We start from the raw sequence: 19,138 nt of genomic DNA on the forward strand, positions 1-19,138 counted from the left end.
TTATTCTTTCGCCATTTGATCGGCGGCGTCTTGGACATATTGATCAAGCTTCTTCTCTTCAATCAGCTTGTCGATCACCTTGTCGATCTCGGCTACGAGCGAAGGATTGTTCTTCTGAACGGCGATGGCGGAGCCGCCTACATCATCCTGCGGCTTGGCATCGGCAAGGACCAGATCCTTGGCGTTTGCGATATAAGCCTGGGCTACCGGAAGCTCCACGATCAGAGCATCGACCTTCTTCGTTTGAAGCTGGAGGATCAGGTCAGCCACGGAGCCAAGACCTTTGATATCCGCATTCTTCACTTGCTCTTTCGCAATATCCTCTTGGATCGAACCGGTTTGAACTCCGATCTTCTGGTTGTCCAAGCTTTCCATCGTGGTGAACTTGTCCTTATCTTCGGCACGAACGATGACGCCTTGGGCAGCCGTGTAGTAGATCTTGGAGAAGTCTACGCTCTTCTTGCGCTCATCGGTCGGGGTCATCCCCGCAACGATCATGTCAATTTTACCGGCCGTGAGGGCGGGCAGCAGACCGTTGAAGTCCATGTCTTTGATTTCCAGCTTAACGCCGAGCTCATCGGCAACCGCTTGTCCGATGGCGATGTCAAAGCCGATGATCGTGTCCTTGCCGTCGATCTTCTTATGGAATTCGTAGGGTGGGTAAGTGGCATTCGTTCCGAGAACGATCTTACCCGCTTTTTGAATCTCTCCGAGCTTGGCATCCTTTTTGCCGCAGCCCGACAGAATCGTGGTCAATACCAGAACGGATGCCAGCAGCACCGTGAATTTTTTCATAACCAATGAAGCCTCCCTTTTGTTTATCCGTGATAGATATTTAAACACAATGTTGCCATTATATAAGCTCGTCTCCTATAAATCAATGGGTTTTAACCATTGTTCACTGAATTTTTATACATGGAAATACATAAACAACCGCTTTTCGTTTCGGATGATGAATCCGGTGAAGAAGGCTTATAATGAGAGAAGGTACCTGAGAGGAGAGACGAAATTCCCATGAAAACTACAATCTGCCGCGCCATCGACGATTGCTTCGATTCCTTGACCGATACGGCGCTATACATAGGCCGTCATCCGGAGCTTGGCCATGAAGAGGTGTTGGCCTCCGCCCGTTTAATGGAAGAGTTTGGTAAGGCGGGCTTTCAAGTCGAGCCCGCTCCGCTCGCCATCTCCACTGCGTTCATCGCCTCGTATTCCTCCAAGAAACCCGGTCCGGTCATCGCCCTGCTCTGCGAATACGATGCCCTGCCCGAGCTTGGACATGCCTGCGGCCATCACCTCATATCGGGGATGAGCCTTGGGGCGGCCATCGGGTTGGCTGCTGTACTTGAGGAAACCGGCGGAACGCTGCGCGTCTACGGTACCCCCGCCGAAGAAACGATGGGAGCCAAGGTCGACATGGCCGCAGCCGGTCTGTTCCGGGATGTCGATGCCGCATTGATGGCGCACCCTTATCATTCCCATGTCAAATCCGGCCATTCGCTCGCCATGGATGCCTTGCAGTTCACTTATCACGGTAAAGCGGCCCATGCCGCCGCCAGCCCGCATGAAGGCGTCAATGCGCTCGACGCGGTTCTTCTGCTGTTCAATTCCATCTCCATGCTGCGCCAGCAATTGCCCGATCACGTCCGGATTCACGGGATCATCTCGGACGGCGGCAAGGCGCCGAACATCATCCCCGAGCGGGCCGAAGCCCGTTTCTATCTCCGCTCCGCCCATCGACCGGTAACGGATGAAGTCGTCGAGAAGGTCCGCTGCTGCGCCGAAGGGGCCGCAATGCAAACAGGCTGTACACTAGACATCTCCAATTACGAGTATTCCTATGACGAGCTCATTACCAACCAGACGTTGTCCGCCAGCTTTACGGCAAACCTGCTGGCTCTCGGGATTGAGGAGAAAGAAGTGCAGGACGGCAAAGACACTGGTTCTCTCGATCTCGGCAATGTCTCCCGGCAATGTCCGACCATTCATCCGTATGTGAAGGTGACCGAGGAGCCTTATCTGCTGCACACGGCCGAGTTCCGCGATGCCGCCATGCTTCCGCGCGCGCTTGAAGGGATGAGGCAGGGGGCGAAAGCCCTCGCTTTAACCGCGTATGATGTTCTTACCCAACCGGAGCTGCTTGCGCGGGTAAAAGCAGAATATCTAACCGCCGTAAGCGGGCAATGAGCACATCGCTCGACCTCCTTCCAATCGATGCCGTTTTATATCCACACGGTTTAGGCTGACAGCGTATTAGCAGGAAAAGGGAAAGCATAGGAAAAGCCGACTGTCCGGAGCCAATAGCTCCGTAAACAGCCGGCTTCTTTTTGGTAGGCTTCGGCTTAGACCCGAAACTTCGAAAGGCTCTCTTGCAGCCCTTTAGAAAGGGTCTCCAAGCTCTCGGCCAGCCTCGTCAAGCCTTCGCTGACGCTGAGCTGCTCATTGCTGAGGGAGGCCACCTCTTCCGAGGTCGCCGAGGATTCCTCCGAAACTGCGCTGACGTTGCTCATCGCTTCGGTAAGCTCCAATTGGTTCGCTTCGAGAATGTGAATCGATTCCGTAACCTCGGACAGCTGGGACACGAAGCTCGTCATGTGGCGATTGACGCTTTGGAAAATGTCATCCGCTCCCCTCACCGAACGAATCTGCTCCTGGAAGAGGGGGTACGCCTCAAGAAGAACGTTCACGGTCTCCTCCATTTCCATCTGAATAGCCTCCGTGATCTCCGCCACGACGCCGATGTTCATCTTCGATTGTTCGGCAAGCTTGCGGATTTCGTCAGCCACGACCATGAAGCCTTTACCGGCTGCGCCGGCACGCGCCGCTTCGATCGTCGCATTGAGCGAAAGGATATTGGTCTGCTTCGTCATATTTCCGAGAACATCGAGAACTTTGCGGATAGACGCCGTGCTGTCCTTCAGCTTCTCGACCTTCTCTACCATCGTACGGGTCATCGTTTCCGTTGATCCGGTCTTCGCGGTCAGTTCGTTCATATAGAGCATGCCTTGCTCGCTGGAGCTATGAATATCCGCGGCGACGGCTCCCATTTGGCTATTCGAGGCGACGGCCTCCTTCATCCGATCCCCGATGGTGTGGGTCAGGTTGTTCCCCCGCTCCGCTTCCATGGCGAGGCTGGAGGCGCCGTTTGCGATTTCCTCCGTCGCGATGGCGATCTCCTTGGCGGAGGTCGTCGTCTGCTTGGCGGCGTTAAGCAGCTCTCCGGCAGTGGAAAATACTTGTGCGGCCGACCGGTTGGTCTGTTCGACGAGAGATTTGATCTGCGTCATCATCCGGTTAAAGCTAAAACCGAGCCGGGCGATCTCATCCTTCCCTTTATACGTCCTAGTGGTGGACACGGTCAGATCTCCAAGCTCCGCCTTGTGCATCAGCTTGCTTAGATTGCGCAGGGGTTTGCCGATCATATTCGCGACCAGGATGCCAACGCCAAGAGCTACTAATCCGGCGATCAGAATCGACAGCCACATGGCGCTGCGGATGGTGTCCGTATCCTTGACAAGCTCGGCGATCGGAACGGTCGAGAGGACCGTCCAATCGCTGAGCGCCAATTTCTTGTAGACAACCAGGTTGTCCTCTCCGTTAATTGATCGAATTTGGCTTATGGACGTACTTGCGGCTTCCTGTTGCTCTTCGGGCGTCAGAAGAATCGGAGCAGCTTTACCGACCTGATCAGACACTTCCGAATAGATGACGTTCCCCTCTTCGTTGACGACGAGCATCCTTCCGGTTTTGCCGATCTGAATATGGGACATGTACCCCGCGACGGAGGTCAGCGGAATTTCAAATAAGAGAACCTGATCGCTGTCACCGATCGAGGAAAGCGTCAACTGGCGGGCCATCCCGATCGAAAGCTTCGATATGGATTTGGTGTATCCCTTCTCCCTCGAATCCAGCCACACGGTCTGCCCGCTTGCTTCCAGCGTTTTCGTGAACCAATCCTCCTTGCGGTAATCCTTTTTATCGGGAAGCGCCTCAAAAGAGTTCGTGCTGATCGGTTTCAGCGCATTTGTCGGCAGAACATGGATCGCTGCAATTTCACTGACGCTATTCAGCTTGATCGCAGACAGCTTGTTGTCGATCGCTGCCAGAACCGCCGCCTGATCGAGCTTGGGATTGACCGCTTTGCCTGATGCACTGATTTTCCAATCGGCCAACAGAGACAAGATGTCATTGTCCTTCACAATCTTGAGTGATTCGCTCTCAAAAATTTTCAAGCCGAGCTGAAGCTTTTCCGAGGCCTGGTTGACGGTTTGTGTCATCGATATTTCGGCGTTCTTTTTGATGATCGCTTTGGAACTGGTGTAGGAGTACCACCCTACGGAGGCCACGAGAAGCAAGGTCGCGCAGAAAAAAATCAGAAACAGCTTCATTCCGACGGTTTGAAACAAATTCGAGCCTTCTTCACGCTCCTTCGCTTTAGGAAGCGCTTTCTTTTTTGTTGTTGGCTTCTTTGTTTTTTCTGGTTTATTCTTCTTTTCCTTCCCCTTCATGATTTCCACCTTCCTAAAAGTTAGGTTGTTTTGTTAGGTTACCTTTTTATGTATTTTGCCTATTGGTAACGCTATCACCTTCTATATATCAAAAATTTCTACATAAATCTTCATTCTCCTACCTAAAATCAACATCAATCAAAATATTTTTAGTTATTATTCACGTTTTGTTCGCAACTTTTTTATACTTGTTTATTATTTTTGTTTTTATGTATTTCATGTTATTAAAAACAATGATATGCTAAGTTTTGCAAATAACTCCTTATCGGACATTGTTGGTATACGCTGCCTAATGGAATAAGGGAACAGCAAAAAGTCGACCACCGGAGCGGCTGCCCCAGCGATCGACTTCTTTCTCACATGCGATTCGCATCTGATCCTAAATTCTGAATTTCGTCAAACTTTCCTGCAGATCTCGAGCGAGCCCATCAAGGTTCTCAGCCAGTCTCGTCAAGCCTTCGCTAACGCTAAGCTGCTCGTTGCTAAGAGAGGCTACCTCTTCCGAGGTCGCCGACGATTCCTCCGAGACGGCGCTGACATTGCTCATCGCTTCGGTAAGCTCCCGCTGATTCGATTCGAGAATGTGAATCGATTCGGTAACTTCAGCCAACTGAGAGACGAAGTTTGTCATGTGCTGATTGACACTCTTAAAGATTTCGTCCGCATCCTTCACGGAATGGATTTGCTCCTGGAAGAGCGGATACGCCTCGAGGAGAACGTTCACGGTCTCATCGATTTCCATTTGAATCGTTTCGGTGATCTCCGCTACAACACCGATGTTTGTCTTCGACTGCTCGGCAAGCTTGCGGATTTCGTCGGCTACAACCATGAAGCCCTTACCCGCTGCACCGGCGCGCGCCGCTTCAATCGTCGCATTGAGCGAAAGGATGTTCGTCTGCTTAGTCATGTTGCCGAGAACATCGAGAATTTTGCGGATGGACGCCGTGCTGTCCTTCAGCTTCTCGACCTTCTCCACCATCGAGCGGGTCATCGTTTCCGTCGATCCGGTCTTCGCGGTCAGTTCATTCATATAGAGCATACCCTGCTCGCTAGAATGCTGGATATCTGCGGCGGCCGTACCCATCTGGGTATTCGAAGCGACCGCATCCTTCATTCGGTCTCCAATCGTGTGGGTCAAATTGTTCCCCCGCTCCGCTTCCGTAGCGAGGCTGGAGGCGCCGTTCGCAATTTCCTCTGTCGCGATGGCGATTTCCTTGGCGGAGGTCGTCGTCTGCTTCGCGGCGTTAAGTAGCTCTCCGGCGGTGGACAGCACCTGTGAGGCGGATCGGTTGGTTTGATCGACTAGGTTCGTGATCTGCGTCATCATCTGGTTAAAGCTGAGTCCGAGTTGGCCGATTTCATCTTTCCCCTTGAATTTGGCGCGAACGGTGAGATCGCCTTGTTCTCCCCGGTGCATCAGGTTGCGCAAGACTCGCAACGGTTTCCCGATCATGTTCGCCACCAGGAAGCCAACGCCGATTGCAACCAGAACCGAGACCAGAACGGAAATCCACATGACATTACGAATGGCATTCGCGTCCTTCAAGAGCTCGGAGACCGGTACGAGCGTGACGATCGACCAGTTGCTATCCGTCATCTTCTTGTAGATGACTAATTGTTTCTGACCGTTAATCGTCATCGTTTTGCTGCTTGCCGATTCCTCCGATTTCGCCAATTCATCTGCCGATATCGTCGCAGGAGAAGCTTGTCCGACCTCATCCGGCTTTTCGGAATAGATGATCGTTCCACTGTCGTTGACAATAATCGTGGAACTGGTGCTTCCGATCGAAATATGAGTCATGTATTCCCCCAGCGAAGACAGGGGGATATCAAACAGCAGCACCTGTTCACGGTCGCCTGTACTGGTGATCGTGAGCTGACGAGCCATGCCGATGGACGGTTTGTTCGCGGTGTTGGAATACCCCTTTTCCTTCGTGTCCAGCCAGACGACTCTCCCTCCCGCTTCGAGGGCCTTCTTGAACCATGCTTCCTCGCGGTAATCCCCCGAATCGGTTGCCCCACCGAAGGAGGTGGTGCTGACCGGCGTAATCTGGGCGATCGGCAAGATGTGAATGCTGCCGATTCCGCTGTTGCCGAGCGTAAATGTTGAGAGCTTCTTCGTGATATTCTGAACAGCTGTCAGTTGCTCATACAGCATATCATTGTCGCCGTTAGCCGTACTGGTCTTCTTCCAGGAGGCGAGCAGCGAACTCATATCGCTGTCCGCGATGATCTTCATGGATTCACTCTCGAACATGCCAAGGCCAAGCTCAAGCTTGTCGCCCACTTGAGTGATCGTTTCTTGAGTAGCGTCATCCACCTTTTGCTGGATGATTTGCCGGGACTGACTGTAGGAAAACAGACCTACACCCAACACGAGAATAAAGATCGCGCAGAAGAAGGCAAGAAACAATTGAATTCCGACCGAACGAGCCGGATTAAAGGTCAGCTTGCGCCTTTCCTTAATAGAAAGCGCTTTCCGTTCAGCTCCTGCTTTCGGCTCAGCCTTGGGCTTGATCTTCTTTTCTTTGGGGTTCATGAGTGCCACCGTCCTACTCTTAGGTCTCTGGAATGTGATCGACTCGCAACCAACTGCTTCCAATTGCGTCCGATTTTCCTCTATCTAACATGTGAATTCGACAAACTTCACGGATTCCCTTCCTTTCCCCTCTTTCCTTTCCAAAAAATCTTAACAAAAACAGAAAAAGCCCCCTAAGGGGCTTTAGGTATTACGAAACGTTTCGTTTGCGCATCATGTCGAACCGGTGAACTTCCTGATTTACCTTCATCTTAACCTTTTGCAGGGGGTGCCGAGCCGCATCCAGCGGGTTGCCTTCCTCATCTGTAAGCTCTCCCGCCTTTTGCTGGAAAAAGACGCCTCCCGGGCCGACAAATTCGATTTCTTGGCCGGGCTTAAAATGATTGCGCTGCTCGATCAGAGCAACGCCGGTAGCGGGATCATAGTCCAGGACAAGTCCGGCGAAGTCGAAGGGAACTGACTTTTCCTCCGGAGTGTAAATATGGTCCTCATGACCCGGATCTTCGAAGTAAAATCCGGTGTTAACCGGACGGTTGGCTGCCTTGGCGATCTCTTCGACCAGTCTTGGATCGGTTCGGTACCCGTCAGGGTCCGCCAGATAGGCATCAATGGCCTGACGGTACACATTCACCACCGTTGCGACATAATGAATGCTGCGCATGCGCCCTTCGATCTTGAAGCTGTCCACGCCGGAGCGGATCAGCTGTGGGATGTGCTCCAGCATGCACAGATCCTTCGCTCCCATGGCAAAGGGATTGTCGCTTTCGTCAAAAAGAGCTTGCTCGCCGGAATAGAGATCGTACTTCCAGCGGCACGACTGGCAGCATCCGCCTCGGTTGGAGTCACGCCCCGTGAAGTGATTGGACAGCACGCACCGGCCGGAAAACGAGCTGCACATCGCCCCGTGGATAAACGTTTCGATCTCGATGTCGACATGGCTTTTGATCTCGGCAATTTCGGCGAAGCTCGCTTCCCGGGCGAGAACGACCCGGTCCGCCCCTTCGTCCTTCCAGTATTGAACGGAACGCCAATTCAGGGTCGATTGCTGGGTGCTGAGATGAACCTCCAGCTTCGGAGCAGCACGGCGGCAAGTTTCAATGATCATCGGATCGGCGACGATAATCGCCGATATGCCCGCTTCCTCTAATCCCCGCAGGTATTCCTCTACACCAGCAATATCTTCATTGTGGGCGATGATGTTCGTGGTGACGAAAATCCTCGCCCCGTAGGGCTTGGCGAATTCGACAGCCTCCTTCATCTCCTCCAGCGAGAAATTGTCGGCGTTCGAACGGAGCCCGTACTTTTGACCCCCAATATAGACGGCATCCGCTCCATAACGGATAGCAAACTTCAGCTTTTCCAAATTTCCGGCCGGAGCCAGGAGTTCCGGTCTGCGCAGCCCGAACGGCTTCGCAGCGCCTTTTTCCAATTCCGGTTGAACGGTTGTCACGGTTGTCCCTCCTTTATTCCGGCTCATTGTGAAAATCAATACCTGACTTATGGCGAGGGGAGCCACTGCGGAACAGAGGGTTCTTCCGATCGCTGTTAAAGCCCGATTCCTTATTGAATGGAGACGTTCATGGTGGGAATCGTCCTTTAAAGGCGACCACTATCGTTTCTCCAGAATCCCTCTGCCCCTCCGCTTAGCTCCCTATTTCAGTCAAGAACTATTTTCCACGTTGAGCCTTTATTCCTTTAGTAAACCTGCTGCTTGTAGAGAAATCCGAAGCAGAGCGGTCGGTCGTCCGGTTGCATGGCCTCCAGCTCCTCCAGCCATTCCTCCTTGAACCAATCCGTCGGATTCTCCGCCCATGCGTCAATCGCTTGCCGGTAGATGCCGATCACCTTTTCTTGATAGGCCGTCCCTTTCAAGAGCCCTTCCACGTACAAGCTGTCGATGCCTGCCGCCATCAGCTCATTCAGAACTTCCAGGTAGCAGAGATCGTCCGAGCTCATGATATGCGTACCATTGGCGTCCTCGTAGACCGGAAAGCGTTCGTCCGGCCTCTCTGCTTCCACAAGAGATAACCCGGTGTGAAGCCCATAGCTTTCGGCTTCCCCTCGCTTCCCCTGGTGTTCCCGATACAGCCCGACAAGCGGCCGCTTCGAATGGTAAATATTCGTCATGCCATGCACCTGAACCTGGACCTGGAGTGCGCAGTCCTGTTTGAAGGCAATCAGCTCGTCCAAGCTCAGCTCCCGGGCGGCAAAGACGCGGACCGCTCCTCGCCGACCCCAATAGTTGGCTGTCTCATAATTCGTGGATAGCGTTTCTCCGTGCCAATGCAGCGGAAGGGTAACTCCCGCTTCTCTCATAGCCGGAATGAGCGCCGGATCTCCGAATGCCAACGCATCGGCTCCCGCCGCGGCCACCCGGCGAAGATAATCCGGCAGTTCATCCGCTACCTCATTGGTGAAGAGGGCGTTCGCGATCACATAGAGCTTCGCTCCCCGTTCATGGGCCAGCTTTACTCCTTTTTGGATATCCTCTATGTCAAAGCTTCCCGGCAATCGCATCCCGAACCGTTCTTCTCCAACGGCTACCGCATCCGCGCCTGCACGGAGCACCCGCTCCAGCTCATCCAGATTAGCCGCTGTCGTTATCAGCTCCGGTTTATTCGCCACTGGTTTTCCCCCTTATTCGAAAACATATCCTTTCTACTATAACAAATGTCACACCTTCATGCCAGACTATCGCCAGAAGGAAAAAACCGCCTAAGCCGTAAGGCAGGCGGTTGCAGCCGATACGCGATCAACGATACTCGTGTGGATAGGAAGCATCGTCAATCGGAATGAGAAAAAGTGCGGACACCACGTCTTTTCAGTTGACCGCATACCAGTTATTTGCTGGCTTCCTTCTTGCTTGCTTCGATGTTCTTCAAATGCTCCGCATACGTCTTCGCAAAGAGGTGCTCGCGGGAACCGTCCTTCTTCGTCACATAGAAGAGGTACTCGGACGCTTTCGGCTCGAGCGCAGCTTGAATGGAAGCGAGGCCAGGCGATGCGATCGGTCCGGGAGGGAGCCCCTTATTCCGGTACGTATTGTACGGGCTATCGACCTGCAAATCCTTTTCGAACAGCCGATCCTTCGTCTCCCCAAGCGCATACTGCACGGTGGCGTCGATTTCGAGCTTCATGTCCGCCTTCAGCCGGTTGTAGATGACACCTGCGATGAGGGGCCGCTCCGCGGGAACGGCCGCTTCCTTCTCCACTAGGGAAGCGACGGTCAGGAGCTGATGCAGCGTCATTTTCCGCGATTTCAGCTGCTCGTTCAGATTCGGAATCGTCGCCAGCTTGTCCGCCGTCTCCTTCGTCATTCGCTCCAGAATCTCCTCCGCCGTGCTTCCCTTCTTCATCTCGTACGTCTCCGGGAAGAGATACCCTTCCAGGTTATACGCGAGCTGATCTCCCGTTACTTCGGCTCCTGCCGGAAGGTTCTGCGCAAACTTCTGTGCTTGCTTCTCGAGGGAGAGGAACTCGTCCGCCTTCACATAGCCCGCCTCGGCAAGCTTATCGGCAATCTGCTTGACGGTGTAGCCCTCCGGGATGGTAAACCGGATCATCTCCGCCTTCACCGTCTCCCCCGCGTTCAGCTTGGCGATGACTTCGTCAATGGTGGAGCCCGGGGTTACGTCGTAGGTTCCGGCTTGAAACCGGCTGCCCTCTCCTTTGTACTTGAGATAAGCCGTGAAGATTTCCTTGCTGCGGATGATGCCCTTCTCCTCCAGAATCTCCGCGATTCGAATCGTTCCCGTACCGGACGGAATTTCGATGCGAACGGGTTCCCCCTTCTTCGTCGGCTGCAGTCCGTTCCACAGATAGAGCGCACCCGCCCCGGCGATCAATAAGAAAAAGAAGAGCAGCGACACAACGATTCCGGCAATGCGCCGTTTGCGCCGCGGTTTTGGTGAACTGGCCATAACATTCCTCCATATGAAGTCTGTAGCGCTAATGCGAAAGAAAGAGCGGCAGCAGCCGCTCTTTCCGCGATTCCTTGATAGCGTTTTCCGAAAGGGGCGTCGTTAGTCTTCAAAGGATACCGTCATCTCATCGTAGAGCTCGGCGATATTCTCCCATTCCTCATCATCTTCGACACTTTCAAGCTCCAGGCTGCCGTCCGGATTCGATACGATGCGGAACACATCGATTTCGCCCTCCCGGCGCATGGGGTCGTCCTGAACAATGGCATAAGAGGTGCCGCCTACCGAGAATTCATTCAGCAGAACGTAGATCCTGCCGCGACCCTCGGCATCCTCCAGCTCGATTTCGTCGCCGAAGGCATCCTTGACCAGACTGATATGCCGAACCTCTTCCACGCGGTATTCGGTCATCCGTTCTCCTCTTCCTCCAGCTCCGCCATCAGCGTATTGAAGGTTTCCTCCACGATGTCCCATTCCTCTTCATCGTCGATGGTGAACAGCTTCAGATCATCCCCGTCTTCCTCGTACCGGAAGGCATAGACTTCCTCTGCTTCTTCGTCGTCGGCCGAATCCACGGGCACGACCATCATGTACTGGCGGTCGGAACCGTCGACCTCGAATTTCATGATGACTTCAAATTCTTCTTCATTGCCGTCCTCATCCGGAATGTAGATGATTTCCGGTTCATCGGAGCTGTCGCCTGCGGGTACGGCATTTTTCAGGTCGTCGTTTTCCATCGTGAACGTCACCTCTTCGTCTTGGAATCGAGAAAGCCTTGCAGGATCAGCTGGGCAGCCATCTTGTCGATGACGCCTTTACGCTTTTTGCGGCTTACATCCGCTTCTATTAATGTACGCTGTGCAGCCACAGTAGTCAATCGTTCATCCCACAGTTGGACCGGAAGGCCGAACCATTCTCGCAGTCGATCGGCAAATTCCCGGCTCGCTTCGCCTCGGGGGCCGATCGTTCCGTTCATGTTCTTCGGCATACCGACAACGATCTCGTCCATGCCGTACTCCCGAATCAGCTGCGCGAGCCTTTCCCGATCATCCTCCAGGCCCTTCCTGCGGATGACTTCGACTCCTTGGGCCGTCCAGCCAAGCTCGTCGCTAATCGCAACACCAATGGTCTTATCCCCATAATCCAAACCCATTATTCTCACGTCGGTTTATTTCTCCTGTTTCAGGTAAGAGCGGACCAGCTCTTCGATGAGCTCGTCTCTCTCCCTTTTGCGAATCAAACTACGGGCGTTGTTGTGCCGCGGGATGTAAGCGGGGTCACCAGACAGCAAGTACCCGACAATCTGATTGATCGGATTGTAGCCTTTCTCTTGGAGAGCCTCATATACGGACAGCAGCACTTCCCGGGGAGAGGTTTCGACTGCATCCGCCTTCACATCGAATTTCATTGTCTTATCCATAGAGCTCATCACCGGCACCTCCCGGAGAATTTGATAATCGGTTAGACAAAGGAAAGATCCTTACGACTATATTAAAGCATATATTCTCGTTATATCCATAAAAAACTACCCTCAACAGCGCAAAAAGGCACAATTTTATGGAAATCGGTCCCTTTTTCCGAAAAACAGGGGCCGGCGGAGTGAAACTCCTCCGCCGGCTGATCAACGCTGCCTTGCGCTTATTTTTGAACCGTCGCTTGGGCTGCAATCGTCTCTTCGGCTTTGCGAAGAGCATCCGCAAGCTTCGAAGCGTCCTTGCCTCCGGCTTGCGCCATATCCGGGCGACCGCCTCCGCCTCCGCCGCAGACAGCTGCCGCTTCCTTGACGATTTTGCCGGCATGGAAGCCCTTCTCCGTAAGGTCCGCCGTCACGAGTGCGACAAGGTTCACCTTGTCTGCGCTGCCTGCCCCGAGCACCAGGATGCCGGAGGCGAGCTTCGCCTTGAGCTGGTCGGCTAGCGTCCGGAGCGCATCCATGTCGGGTGCGTCAACCCGCGCGGCCAGCACCGGAATCCCGGCGATCTCCTTGACCTGATCCGTCAGCGACCCGGCTTCGGCGCTCATCAGCTTGCCTTTCAAGGATTCGTTCTCGCGGTTCAGCTCGCGAATTTGGCCTTGCAGCCCTTCGATGCGCTTCGGAACATCCAGCACGTTCGCCTTCAGCAGCCCGGCGGCCTGCTCCAGCAGGCTCAGCTGATCCTCCATGTAGCGGTAGGCATGACGGCCGGTTACCGCTTCGATCCGGCGAACGCCGGAGCCGATGCCGCCTTCGCTGACGATCTTGAACAGACCGATCTCAGCGGTCGACACCACATGGCAGCCGCCGCACAGCTCCAGGCTGTAATCGCCGATGCGGACGACACGGACGACGTCGCCGTATTTTTCACCGAACAGGGCCATGGCTCCCATTGCCTTCGCTTCCTCGATGGCTTTCTGGGAGATGTCGAGCGCCGTGTTCTGCCAAACCTGGCGGTTCACGCGCTCTTCAATGTCCTTCAGCTCTTCGGCGGTCAGGCTGCCGAAGTGCGAGAAGTCAAAGCGCAGCCGTTCCGGTGCGACCAGAGAACCGGCTTGGTTGACATGATCGCCAAGCACTTCCTTCAAGGCCTTGTGCAGCAGGTGAGTCGCGGTATGATTCTTCACGATGTCCTCGCGGCTCGTGCGGTCAAGCTCAGCCGCAACCTTATCGCCTGCGCGAAGCATTCCGCTCAAGACCTTCACGGTCATGACATGCTGGCCGTGGGGCGCCTTGGACACGTCTGTGACCTCTGCCTTGACCGAATCGTTCTGAATCGTTCCGCGGTCGCTCACTTGGCCTCCGCTTTCGGCGTAGAACGGCGTCTTGTCCAGAATGACGGCGCATTCTTCGCCGGCCGGCACCCGGTCGACTAGCTCGCCCTTCCAAACGATCGCTTGCACCTCCGACTGGGTGCTCCATTCCCCATAGCCGACGAATTCGGATTTCTTCGTATAATCGGCAAGCGGGCCGCCTTGAACCTTCATGCTCTCCGTTTCTTGACGGGCGGAACGGGCGCGTTCGCGCTGCTCGGCCATCGCTTGGTCGAAGCCCTCGCGGTCGACGGTCAGCCCGTGCTCCTGGGCAAAATCCTCCGTCAGGTCGAACGGGAAGCCGTAAGTGTCGTACAGCTTAAAGGCTTCCTGACCGGAGATAGCGCTCAGGCCATCCTTCTTCGCTTGCTCGGCCAGGCTCGTGAGCAGCACGAGGCCGTCGCTGAGCGTTTCGTGGAAGCGTTCCTCTTCGCCGCGGATCACCTTCGCGATGAATTCCTGTTTGTCCACGACCTCGGAGTAGTAAACGCCCATGATCTCGGCAACCTTGCCGGTCAATTGATACAGGAACGGCCGGTCCAGCCCGATGGTCTTGCCGTAGCGAACGGCGCGGCGCAGTAGACGACGGATGATATAGCCGCGTCCCTCGTTGGACGGCAGCACGCCATCTCCGACGGCAAAGGATACGGAGCGGATGTGGTCAGCAATGACCTTGAGCGCGACATCCGTCTTCTCCGATTCCTTGTAGCGGACGCCGGCCAGGCGGCAGGTTTCCTCGATGATCGGCAGGAACAGGTCGGTGTCGAAGTTGGAATCCACATCCTGAAGGACGGATGCGAAGCGTTCCAGCCCTGCACCGGTATCAATATTCTTGTTTGGCAGCGGTGTGTAGCTGCCGTCTTTGTTGTGATTGAACTGCGAGAAGACGAGGTTCCACACTTCGAGGAAGCGTTCGTTCTCTCCTCCCGGCCAGCATTCCGGATCATTCAAGTCGCCGTACTTGTCGCCGCGGTCATAGAAGATCTCGGTGCAAGGACCGCATGGGCCTTCTCCGATATCCCAGAAGTTGTCGTCTTCCAGCTTGTAGATGCGTTCCGCCGGAATGCCGATCTTCTTGTTCCACTCCTCGTAAGCTTCTTCGTCTTCCTTATAGACGGTGACGGAGATCCGATTCGGGTCAAGGCCGAGCCATTTCGGACTCGTCAGGAATTCCCATGCCCAATTGATCGCCTCCAGCTTGAAGTAGTCGCCGATGGAGAAGTTGCCGAGCATTTCGAAGAACGTATGGTGGCGGCGGGTTTTGCCGACGTTCTCGATGTCGTTGGTGCGGATGCACTTTTGGGCGTTCGCGATACGCGGGTTCTCCGGCTTGACGCGGCCGTCGAAGTACGGCTTAAGCGGCGCCATGCCTGCGTTGATCCACAGAAGCGACGGATCGTTATGCGGCACGAGCGGTGCGCTCGGCTCGATCTTGTGGCCCTTCTCGGCGAAAAAGTCTACCCATTTTTGACGAATGACGCTGGCTTTCATGTGAAATCGTTCCTCCTTAGGAATTCGAAATGCTCGACTAAAACAGAAAACGCCCCTGCTAGTTAGCAGGGACGAGTTAATCGCGGTACCACCCTGGTTACCGGTTCATCGGCCGTCACCCTTCGGTGCGACGTCAGTCCGGTCTCCTTATGAGGACGTTAACGGGTCCACCCGGTGAAGGGAATTCACACTCCAAAACTGGCGCGGGCATTCTTCGCCGAAAAGCCTTTTCAGCCGGCCGGACGAACTTGCAGCTCCTCCTTCACTTCCTGGGAGGACAACCGCTATCCGTATTCCGGGCCGAGGCTTTCTCTCTGCCGGACGGGCAATGACCACATGGGTTTCATCTGCGATTTCAGGTATGGCATGAATGATAAAATTATAGCGGTCCGCCGGATAAATGTCAATCTTAGGGATCACGCCGGTTCCAGACCCGAGCCATCCTTCAGCAGGAAGGAGTAGCGGCTGCCCACATATTCCAGTACCTTGTCGGCAATGATGCGATGTCCTTCTTCATTCGGATGAATGCCGTCCACGCACAGGTATTTGCTGTAATCCGGATCCTGCAGGAACGCTCCGCGAATATCGATCCACTTGGTCCGAGTCTCCTCAGCGACTTTGATGACCATGGAGTTGTACCGCTCCTGCCACCAGTAGATCTTCGTTACGCTTCCGAGCCATTCCATGATATTCTTCTCCGCCAGCGGGTTGTTGTTGCTAACCCACTTGAAATAGCGCTCGGCATTGAGCGGCGGGAGGGTCATGAGGACCGGAATGATTTTGTTGCTCTTCAGATAGCTGATCGTTTCCTTCAGCATCTGTTCGAAGAGATGGAAGTCCGTCTTCGGGCTGTGATCCCGTCCGGGGTCATCCGCAATTTCACTCCAATTGAAATCGCAGTCGTTGCCTCCGTATTCGATCAGTACAATATCCGGATTCTCGCTCTGTACATCGGATTTGAGGCGTCCAGCTCCCTTGATCAGGGTATTGCCGAACCGGGCCGTATTGCGCACCATGCCCTTCAGCTTGTTCTGAAGAATCGAGACGTAATTGTTCTCGAGCACTCGGTACTTGCCCTTGATGTCGTCGTAAATGACTCCCTTGGAGATGGAATCCCCTGTTACGATGAATTTATAGGAACTGTCTTTGACGGATTGGCCCATAACCGGTCTCCTTCCTCTCCGAGAGAAAATTCTCCACTCTTTATTATACGGATCATTACGGCAGACAGTCAATTGCCGAAATCACACCCATCCAAAAAGTCTAGCGGCCTGAGCCACCAGGAAGGTGACCACTACGGCGATCCCGGTCGGAATGAGAGCGGACAAGGTGGTCCATTTCGCGCTCTTGGTCTCCTTGTAGATGTTGAACAGCGTCGTCCCACAAGGATAATGCAGGAGGGAAAACAGCATCATGTTGAGCGCGGTCAGCCACGTCCAGCCATGCGCGACGAAGATCTCCTTGATTCCGGACAGCCCGTCGACATCGACCATCGCACTTGAGGACAGGTACCCCATGAGCAGGATCGGCAGCACAATTTCATTGGCCGGCAGACCGAGAATAAACGCCATGAGGATGTAGCCGTCCAGTCCGATCAGATGAGCGAACGGATCGAAAAAAGCCGCCATGTGATCGAGAACACTGGTCCCGCCTACCATCACGTTGCCGAGAATCCAGGTCAGAACGCCCGCAGGGGCCGCTACGATGACAGCGCGCTTCAGTACCGCCCAGGACTTGTCGCGGGAGGAGAGCAGGATCGTCTTCAGAATCTGCGGTCTCCGGTAAGGCGGAAGCTCCAGGGTATAGTGGGTCGGGATGCCTTTCAGTGCCGTCCGAGAGAGTGTCCAGGATACGCCAAGCGTCACGGCAATGCCCAGGAGAACCATCCCCATGACTACGGCTGCCGTCAGAAGACTGGCTCCTCCCCCAGAGGCTCCGGCCGCCATGAAGAGCGAGGCGAGCAGGATCAGGGTAGGCCAGCGCCCGTTGCAGGGCACGAAGTTGTTGGTCAGGATGGCGAGAATCCGTTCGCGGGGAGATTCGATAATCCGTGTCGACATGATGGCCGCCGCATTGCAGCCGAAGCCCATCGACATCGTCAGCGCCTGCTTGCCATGCCCCCCTGATTTCTTGAACAGCCGGTCCATGTTGAACGCCACGCGCGGGAGATACCCGAAGTTCTCCAATAAGGCGAAGACGGGAAAAAAGATCGCCATCGGCGGCAGCATGACGCTGACCACCCAGGAGGTTCCCCGGTAAAAGCCGAGCACCAGTATCCCATGCAGCCAATCGGGAGCATGAAGTGCCTGAAAGCCGGAGGTGATGTAGCCTTCCAGCCATCCGAACCCGTCCGCGATCAGAGCGGAGGGAACATTGGCGCCTGCGATCGTAATCCAGAAGACGATCCCGAGCATGACGAACATGATCGGATAACCCCATATAGGCGACGTAACGATTCGGTCAAGCCGGTAAGTCTCGGAGAGCTTGCTGCGGTCGCGGACGGTAACCGCTCCCTCACAGATGGCATTCGCATCGGCATAGATATCCCCGACGAGCCGGTCCCGAAACGGCTCCTGTCCTTCCGGAACGGCTTCTTTCGCGAAATCCTTCAACTGCTCCATCTTAATGGCAGACGGATTCGGCATGGGTCAGCACCTCCCCGGAACGTTTCCTTTCGGGCTTTTCCCGAACGAGGGTATCCAACAGGCCGTGATCCCCGTCTAGAATCCGCAGAGCGAGCCAACGAGCCGGATATTCGTCTCCAAGCAGTTCTCTCACCTTCGGCACGAGCTTTTCGATGGCTTTCTCGATTTCTGCGCTATAGGAGACCTGGCGCGGCACAGGAACGATTCGGCCGGATGCGACCCCCTCCACCTTATGCAGCAGCTCGTTCAGCCCCTTCTTCTTCCGAGCCGATATCCCGGCTACCGGTATTCCGAGCCGGCCCTCCAGCTTGCCGATATCGACGGTGATGCCGAGCTTCTCCGCTTCGTCTAGGAGGTTGACTGCGAGCACCACCCGATTTGTCATCTCCATCACCTGCAGAGCGAGGTTCATATGCCGTTCCAGAGAGGTGGCGTCCGCGACCACGATGGTAGCGTCCGGCTTTTCCAGGATGATCGAGTCGCGCGCCACCTCTTCATCTGTTGAATTGGAGAACAGCGAATAGGTTCCCGGCAGATCCACCAAGCGAAACTCCGAATCCCCGAAGGTGAAGGTTCCTTCTGCTCGGACGACGGTTTTCCCGGCCCAGTTCCCGGTATGTTGCCTCATGCCGGTAAGCGCATTGAACAGCGTGCTCTTGCCGGTATTCGGATTGCCGGCGAGCGCGATCAAGTAACGGTTCATGCTTCTCCCCCCTCTTCGACGGTGCCGTAAATTCGGTCACTTTCTTCCCTTCGCAGCGCGACGGTCATCATTCGCACCCGGTATGCCACCGGATCTCCTAACGGGCTCTTCTGCAATACCTCCACGATCGCCCCGGGAACGAATCCGAGATCAAGCAGCCTGCGCCGCAGGACCCCCTCAACCGACATTCCGGTTATGCGAAATCGTTGTCCGGTAATCGCGGAGGACAGTTTTGTTGCTTCTGCTGATAAATACAAGATTCGTCCACTTCCTTCCATTTATTTTTCTGGACAGATAAAATTTTTACCTAGGGAAACATTTTGCCTAAAAAAAACCAAGATTCGCCACCGGACATCCTAATGCGGTTAATTCCAATAATCGTAATTTCCGTGCCCATTTCTACACTATGATCTTATCAAATGTTTTTTGCCTGTACAACACTATTTTTCCTTAAAGCAAAAAAATACTTAAAATTATTTTATTGTAATGATATTAGTTATCAAAGCTTTTTCGATGAATTTATCCCATCTGCAGCAGCTCGGGCT

16 protein-coding genes are annotated in these 19,138 nt (G+C 54.4%); 1 reads left to right on the forward strand and 15 read right to left on the reverse strand.

Features of this window, described 5'->3' with window-relative positions; translation table 11 throughout:
* Positions 1-795: a transporter substrate-binding domain-containing protein gene (locus BN2684_RS10620; RefSeq protein ID WP_058302136.1), complete on the reverse strand. Its 795-nt coding sequence runs from the start codon at positions 793-795 to the stop codon at positions 1-3.
* Positions 796-1,014: 219 nt separating this feature from the next.
* On the opposite strand from BN2684_RS10620, the gene BN2684_RS10625 reads away from it, so the two are divergent.
* Positions 1,015-2,187, forward strand: a complete 1,173-nt coding sequence (locus BN2684_RS10625; protein ID WP_058302137.1) for a M20 family metallopeptidase — start codon at positions 1,015-1,017, stop codon at positions 2,185-2,187.
* Between the two features lie 155 nt (positions 2,188-2,342).
* On the opposite strand, the gene BN2684_RS10630 is transcribed toward BN2684_RS10625, so the two are convergent.
* The 14 genes from BN2684_RS10630 to BN2684_RS10695 all read right to left on the reverse strand — a co-directional run bounded on the left by BN2684_RS10630 (position 2,343) and on the right by BN2684_RS10695 (position 18,850).
* Complete coding sequence (locus tag BN2684_RS10630; RefSeq protein ID WP_058302138.1) at positions 2,343-4,508, reverse strand: methyl-accepting chemotaxis protein; 2,166 nt, start codon at positions 4,506-4,508, stop codon at positions 2,343-2,345.
* Positions 4,509-4,887: 379 nt separating this feature from the next.
* Positions 4,888-7,047: a methyl-accepting chemotaxis protein gene (locus BN2684_RS10635; protein WP_082651880.1), complete on the reverse strand. Its 2,160-nt coding sequence runs from the start codon at positions 7,045-7,047 to the stop codon at positions 4,888-4,890.
* 190 nt (positions 7,048-7,237) lie between these two features.
* A complete protein-coding gene (locus tag BN2684_RS10640; RefSeq protein WP_234340215.1) occupies positions 7,238-8,497 on the reverse strand; it encodes a peptidase U32 family protein in 1,260 nt (419 codons plus the stop codon).
* Positions 8,498-8,742: 245 nt separating this feature from the next.
* Positions 8,743-9,672 (reverse strand): peptidase U32 family protein, encoded by a 930-nt coding sequence (locus BN2684_RS10645; protein ID WP_058302139.1) that lies wholly within the window; start codon positions 9,670-9,672, stop codon positions 8,743-8,745.
* A gap of 215 nt (positions 9,673-9,887) precedes the next feature.
* Entirely contained in the window at positions 9,888-10,967 is a 1,080-nt protein-coding gene (gene mltG / locus BN2684_RS10650; RefSeq protein ID WP_058302140.1) for an endolytic transglycosylase MltG, read from the reverse strand.
* Positions 10,968-11,069: 102 nt separating this feature from the next.
* Positions 11,070-11,378 (reverse strand): DUF1292 domain-containing protein, encoded by a 309-nt coding sequence (locus BN2684_RS10655; RefSeq protein WP_058302141.1) that lies wholly within the window; start codon positions 11,376-11,378, stop codon positions 11,070-11,072.
* Positions 11,375-11,704, reverse strand: coding sequence for a DUF1292 domain-containing protein (locus tag BN2684_RS10660; RefSeq protein ID WP_058302142.1), 330 nt, complete (start codon positions 11,702-11,704; stop codon positions 11,375-11,377). The genes BN2684_RS10655 and BN2684_RS10660 overlap by 4 nt, the downstream gene beginning before the upstream one ends.
* 8 nt (positions 11,705-11,712) lie before the next feature.
* A complete protein-coding gene (ruvX, locus tag BN2684_RS10665) occupies positions 11,713-12,129 on the reverse strand; it encodes a Holliday junction resolvase RuvX (protein ID WP_058302143.1) in 417 nt (138 codons plus the stop codon).
* Positions 12,130-12,135: 6 nt separating this feature from the next.
* On the reverse strand, positions 12,136-12,396 hold the full coding sequence (locus BN2684_RS10670) for an IreB family regulatory phosphoprotein (protein ID WP_058302144.1): 261 nt from the start codon (positions 12,394-12,396) through the stop codon (positions 12,136-12,138).
* Positions 12,397-12,605: 209 nt separating this feature from the next.
* The gene (alaS, locus tag BN2684_RS10675; protein WP_058302145.1) at positions 12,606-15,245 is read right to left on the reverse strand and encodes an alanine--tRNA ligase; all 2,640 of its coding nucleotides are present in this window, start codon (positions 15,243-15,245) and stop codon (positions 12,606-12,608) included.
* 416 nt (positions 15,246-15,661) lie between these two features.
* Positions 15,662-16,408, reverse strand: a complete 747-nt coding sequence (locus BN2684_RS10680; protein WP_058302146.1) for an SGNH/GDSL hydrolase family protein — start codon at positions 16,406-16,408, stop codon at positions 15,662-15,664.
* A gap of 81 nt (positions 16,409-16,489) precedes the next feature.
* Positions 16,490-17,866 (reverse strand): nucleoside recognition domain-containing protein, encoded by a 1,377-nt coding sequence (locus tag BN2684_RS10685; protein WP_058302540.1) that lies wholly within the window; start codon positions 17,864-17,866, stop codon positions 16,490-16,492.
* 1 nt (position 17,867) lies between these two features.
* Complete coding sequence (locus BN2684_RS10690; RefSeq protein WP_058302147.1) at positions 17,868-18,593, reverse strand: FeoB small GTPase domain-containing protein; 726 nt, start codon at positions 18,591-18,593, stop codon at positions 17,868-17,870.
* Entirely contained in the window at positions 18,590-18,850 is a 261-nt protein-coding gene (locus tag BN2684_RS10695; RefSeq protein WP_262360916.1) for a FeoA family protein, read from the reverse strand. Before BN2684_RS10695 ends, BN2684_RS10690 begins: the two co-directional genes overlap by 4 nt.
* Between the last annotated feature and the right edge of the window lie 288 nt (positions 18,851-19,138).

The sequence above is a fragment of the Gorillibacterium timonense genome, assembly GCF_001457415.1.
In the GTDB taxonomy this organism is placed as follows: Bacteria; Bacillota; Bacilli; order Paenibacillales; family NBRC-103111; genus Gorillibacterium; species Gorillibacterium timonense.

Excerpts from the sequence above, each read along its gene's own strand:
- BN2684_RS10620 (WP_058302136.1), bottom strand. The coding sequence starts at position 795 with ATGAAAAAATTCACGGTGCTGCTGGCATCCGTTCTGGTATTGACCACG.
- BN2684_RS10625 (WP_058302137.1), top strand. The coding sequence starts at position 1,015 with ATGAAAACTACAATCTGCCGCGCCATCGACGATTGCTTCGATTCCTTG.
- BN2684_RS10630 (WP_058302138.1), bottom strand. The coding sequence starts at position 4,508 with ATGAAGGGGAAGGAAAAGAAGAATAAACCAGAAAAAACAAAGAAGCCA.
- BN2684_RS10635 (WP_082651880.1), bottom strand. The coding sequence starts at position 7,047 with ATGAACCCCAAAGAAAAGAAGATCAAGCCCAAGGCTGAGCCGAAAGCA.
- mltG (WP_058302140.1), bottom strand. The coding sequence starts at position 10,967 with ATGGCCAGTTCACCAAAACCGCGGCGCAAACGGCGCATTGCCGGAATC.
- BN2684_RS10655 (WP_058302141.1), bottom strand. The coding sequence starts at position 11,378 with ATGACCGAATACCGCGTGGAAGAGGTTCGGCATATCAGTCTGGTCAAG.
- BN2684_RS10660 (WP_058302142.1), bottom strand. The coding sequence starts at position 11,704 with ATGGAAAACGACGACCTGAAAAATGCCGTACCCGCAGGCGACAGCTCC.
- BN2684_RS10670 (WP_058302144.1), bottom strand. The coding sequence starts at position 12,396 with ATGAGCTCTATGGATAAGACAATGAAATTCGATGTGAAGGCGGATGCA.
- alaS (WP_058302145.1), bottom strand. The coding sequence starts at position 15,245 with ATGAAAGCCAGCGTCATTCGTCAAAAATGGGTAGACTTTTTCGCCGAG.
- BN2684_RS10680 (WP_058302146.1), bottom strand. The coding sequence starts at position 16,408 with ATGGGCCAATCCGTCAAAGACAGTTCCTATAAATTCATCGTAACAGGG.
- BN2684_RS10685 (WP_058302540.1), bottom strand. The coding sequence starts at position 17,866 with ATGGAGCAGTTGAAGGATTTCGCGAAAGAAGCCGTTCCGGAAGGACAG.
- BN2684_RS10690 (WP_058302147.1), bottom strand. The coding sequence starts at position 18,593 with ATGAACCGTTACTTGATCGCGCTCGCCGGCAATCCGAATACCGGCAAG.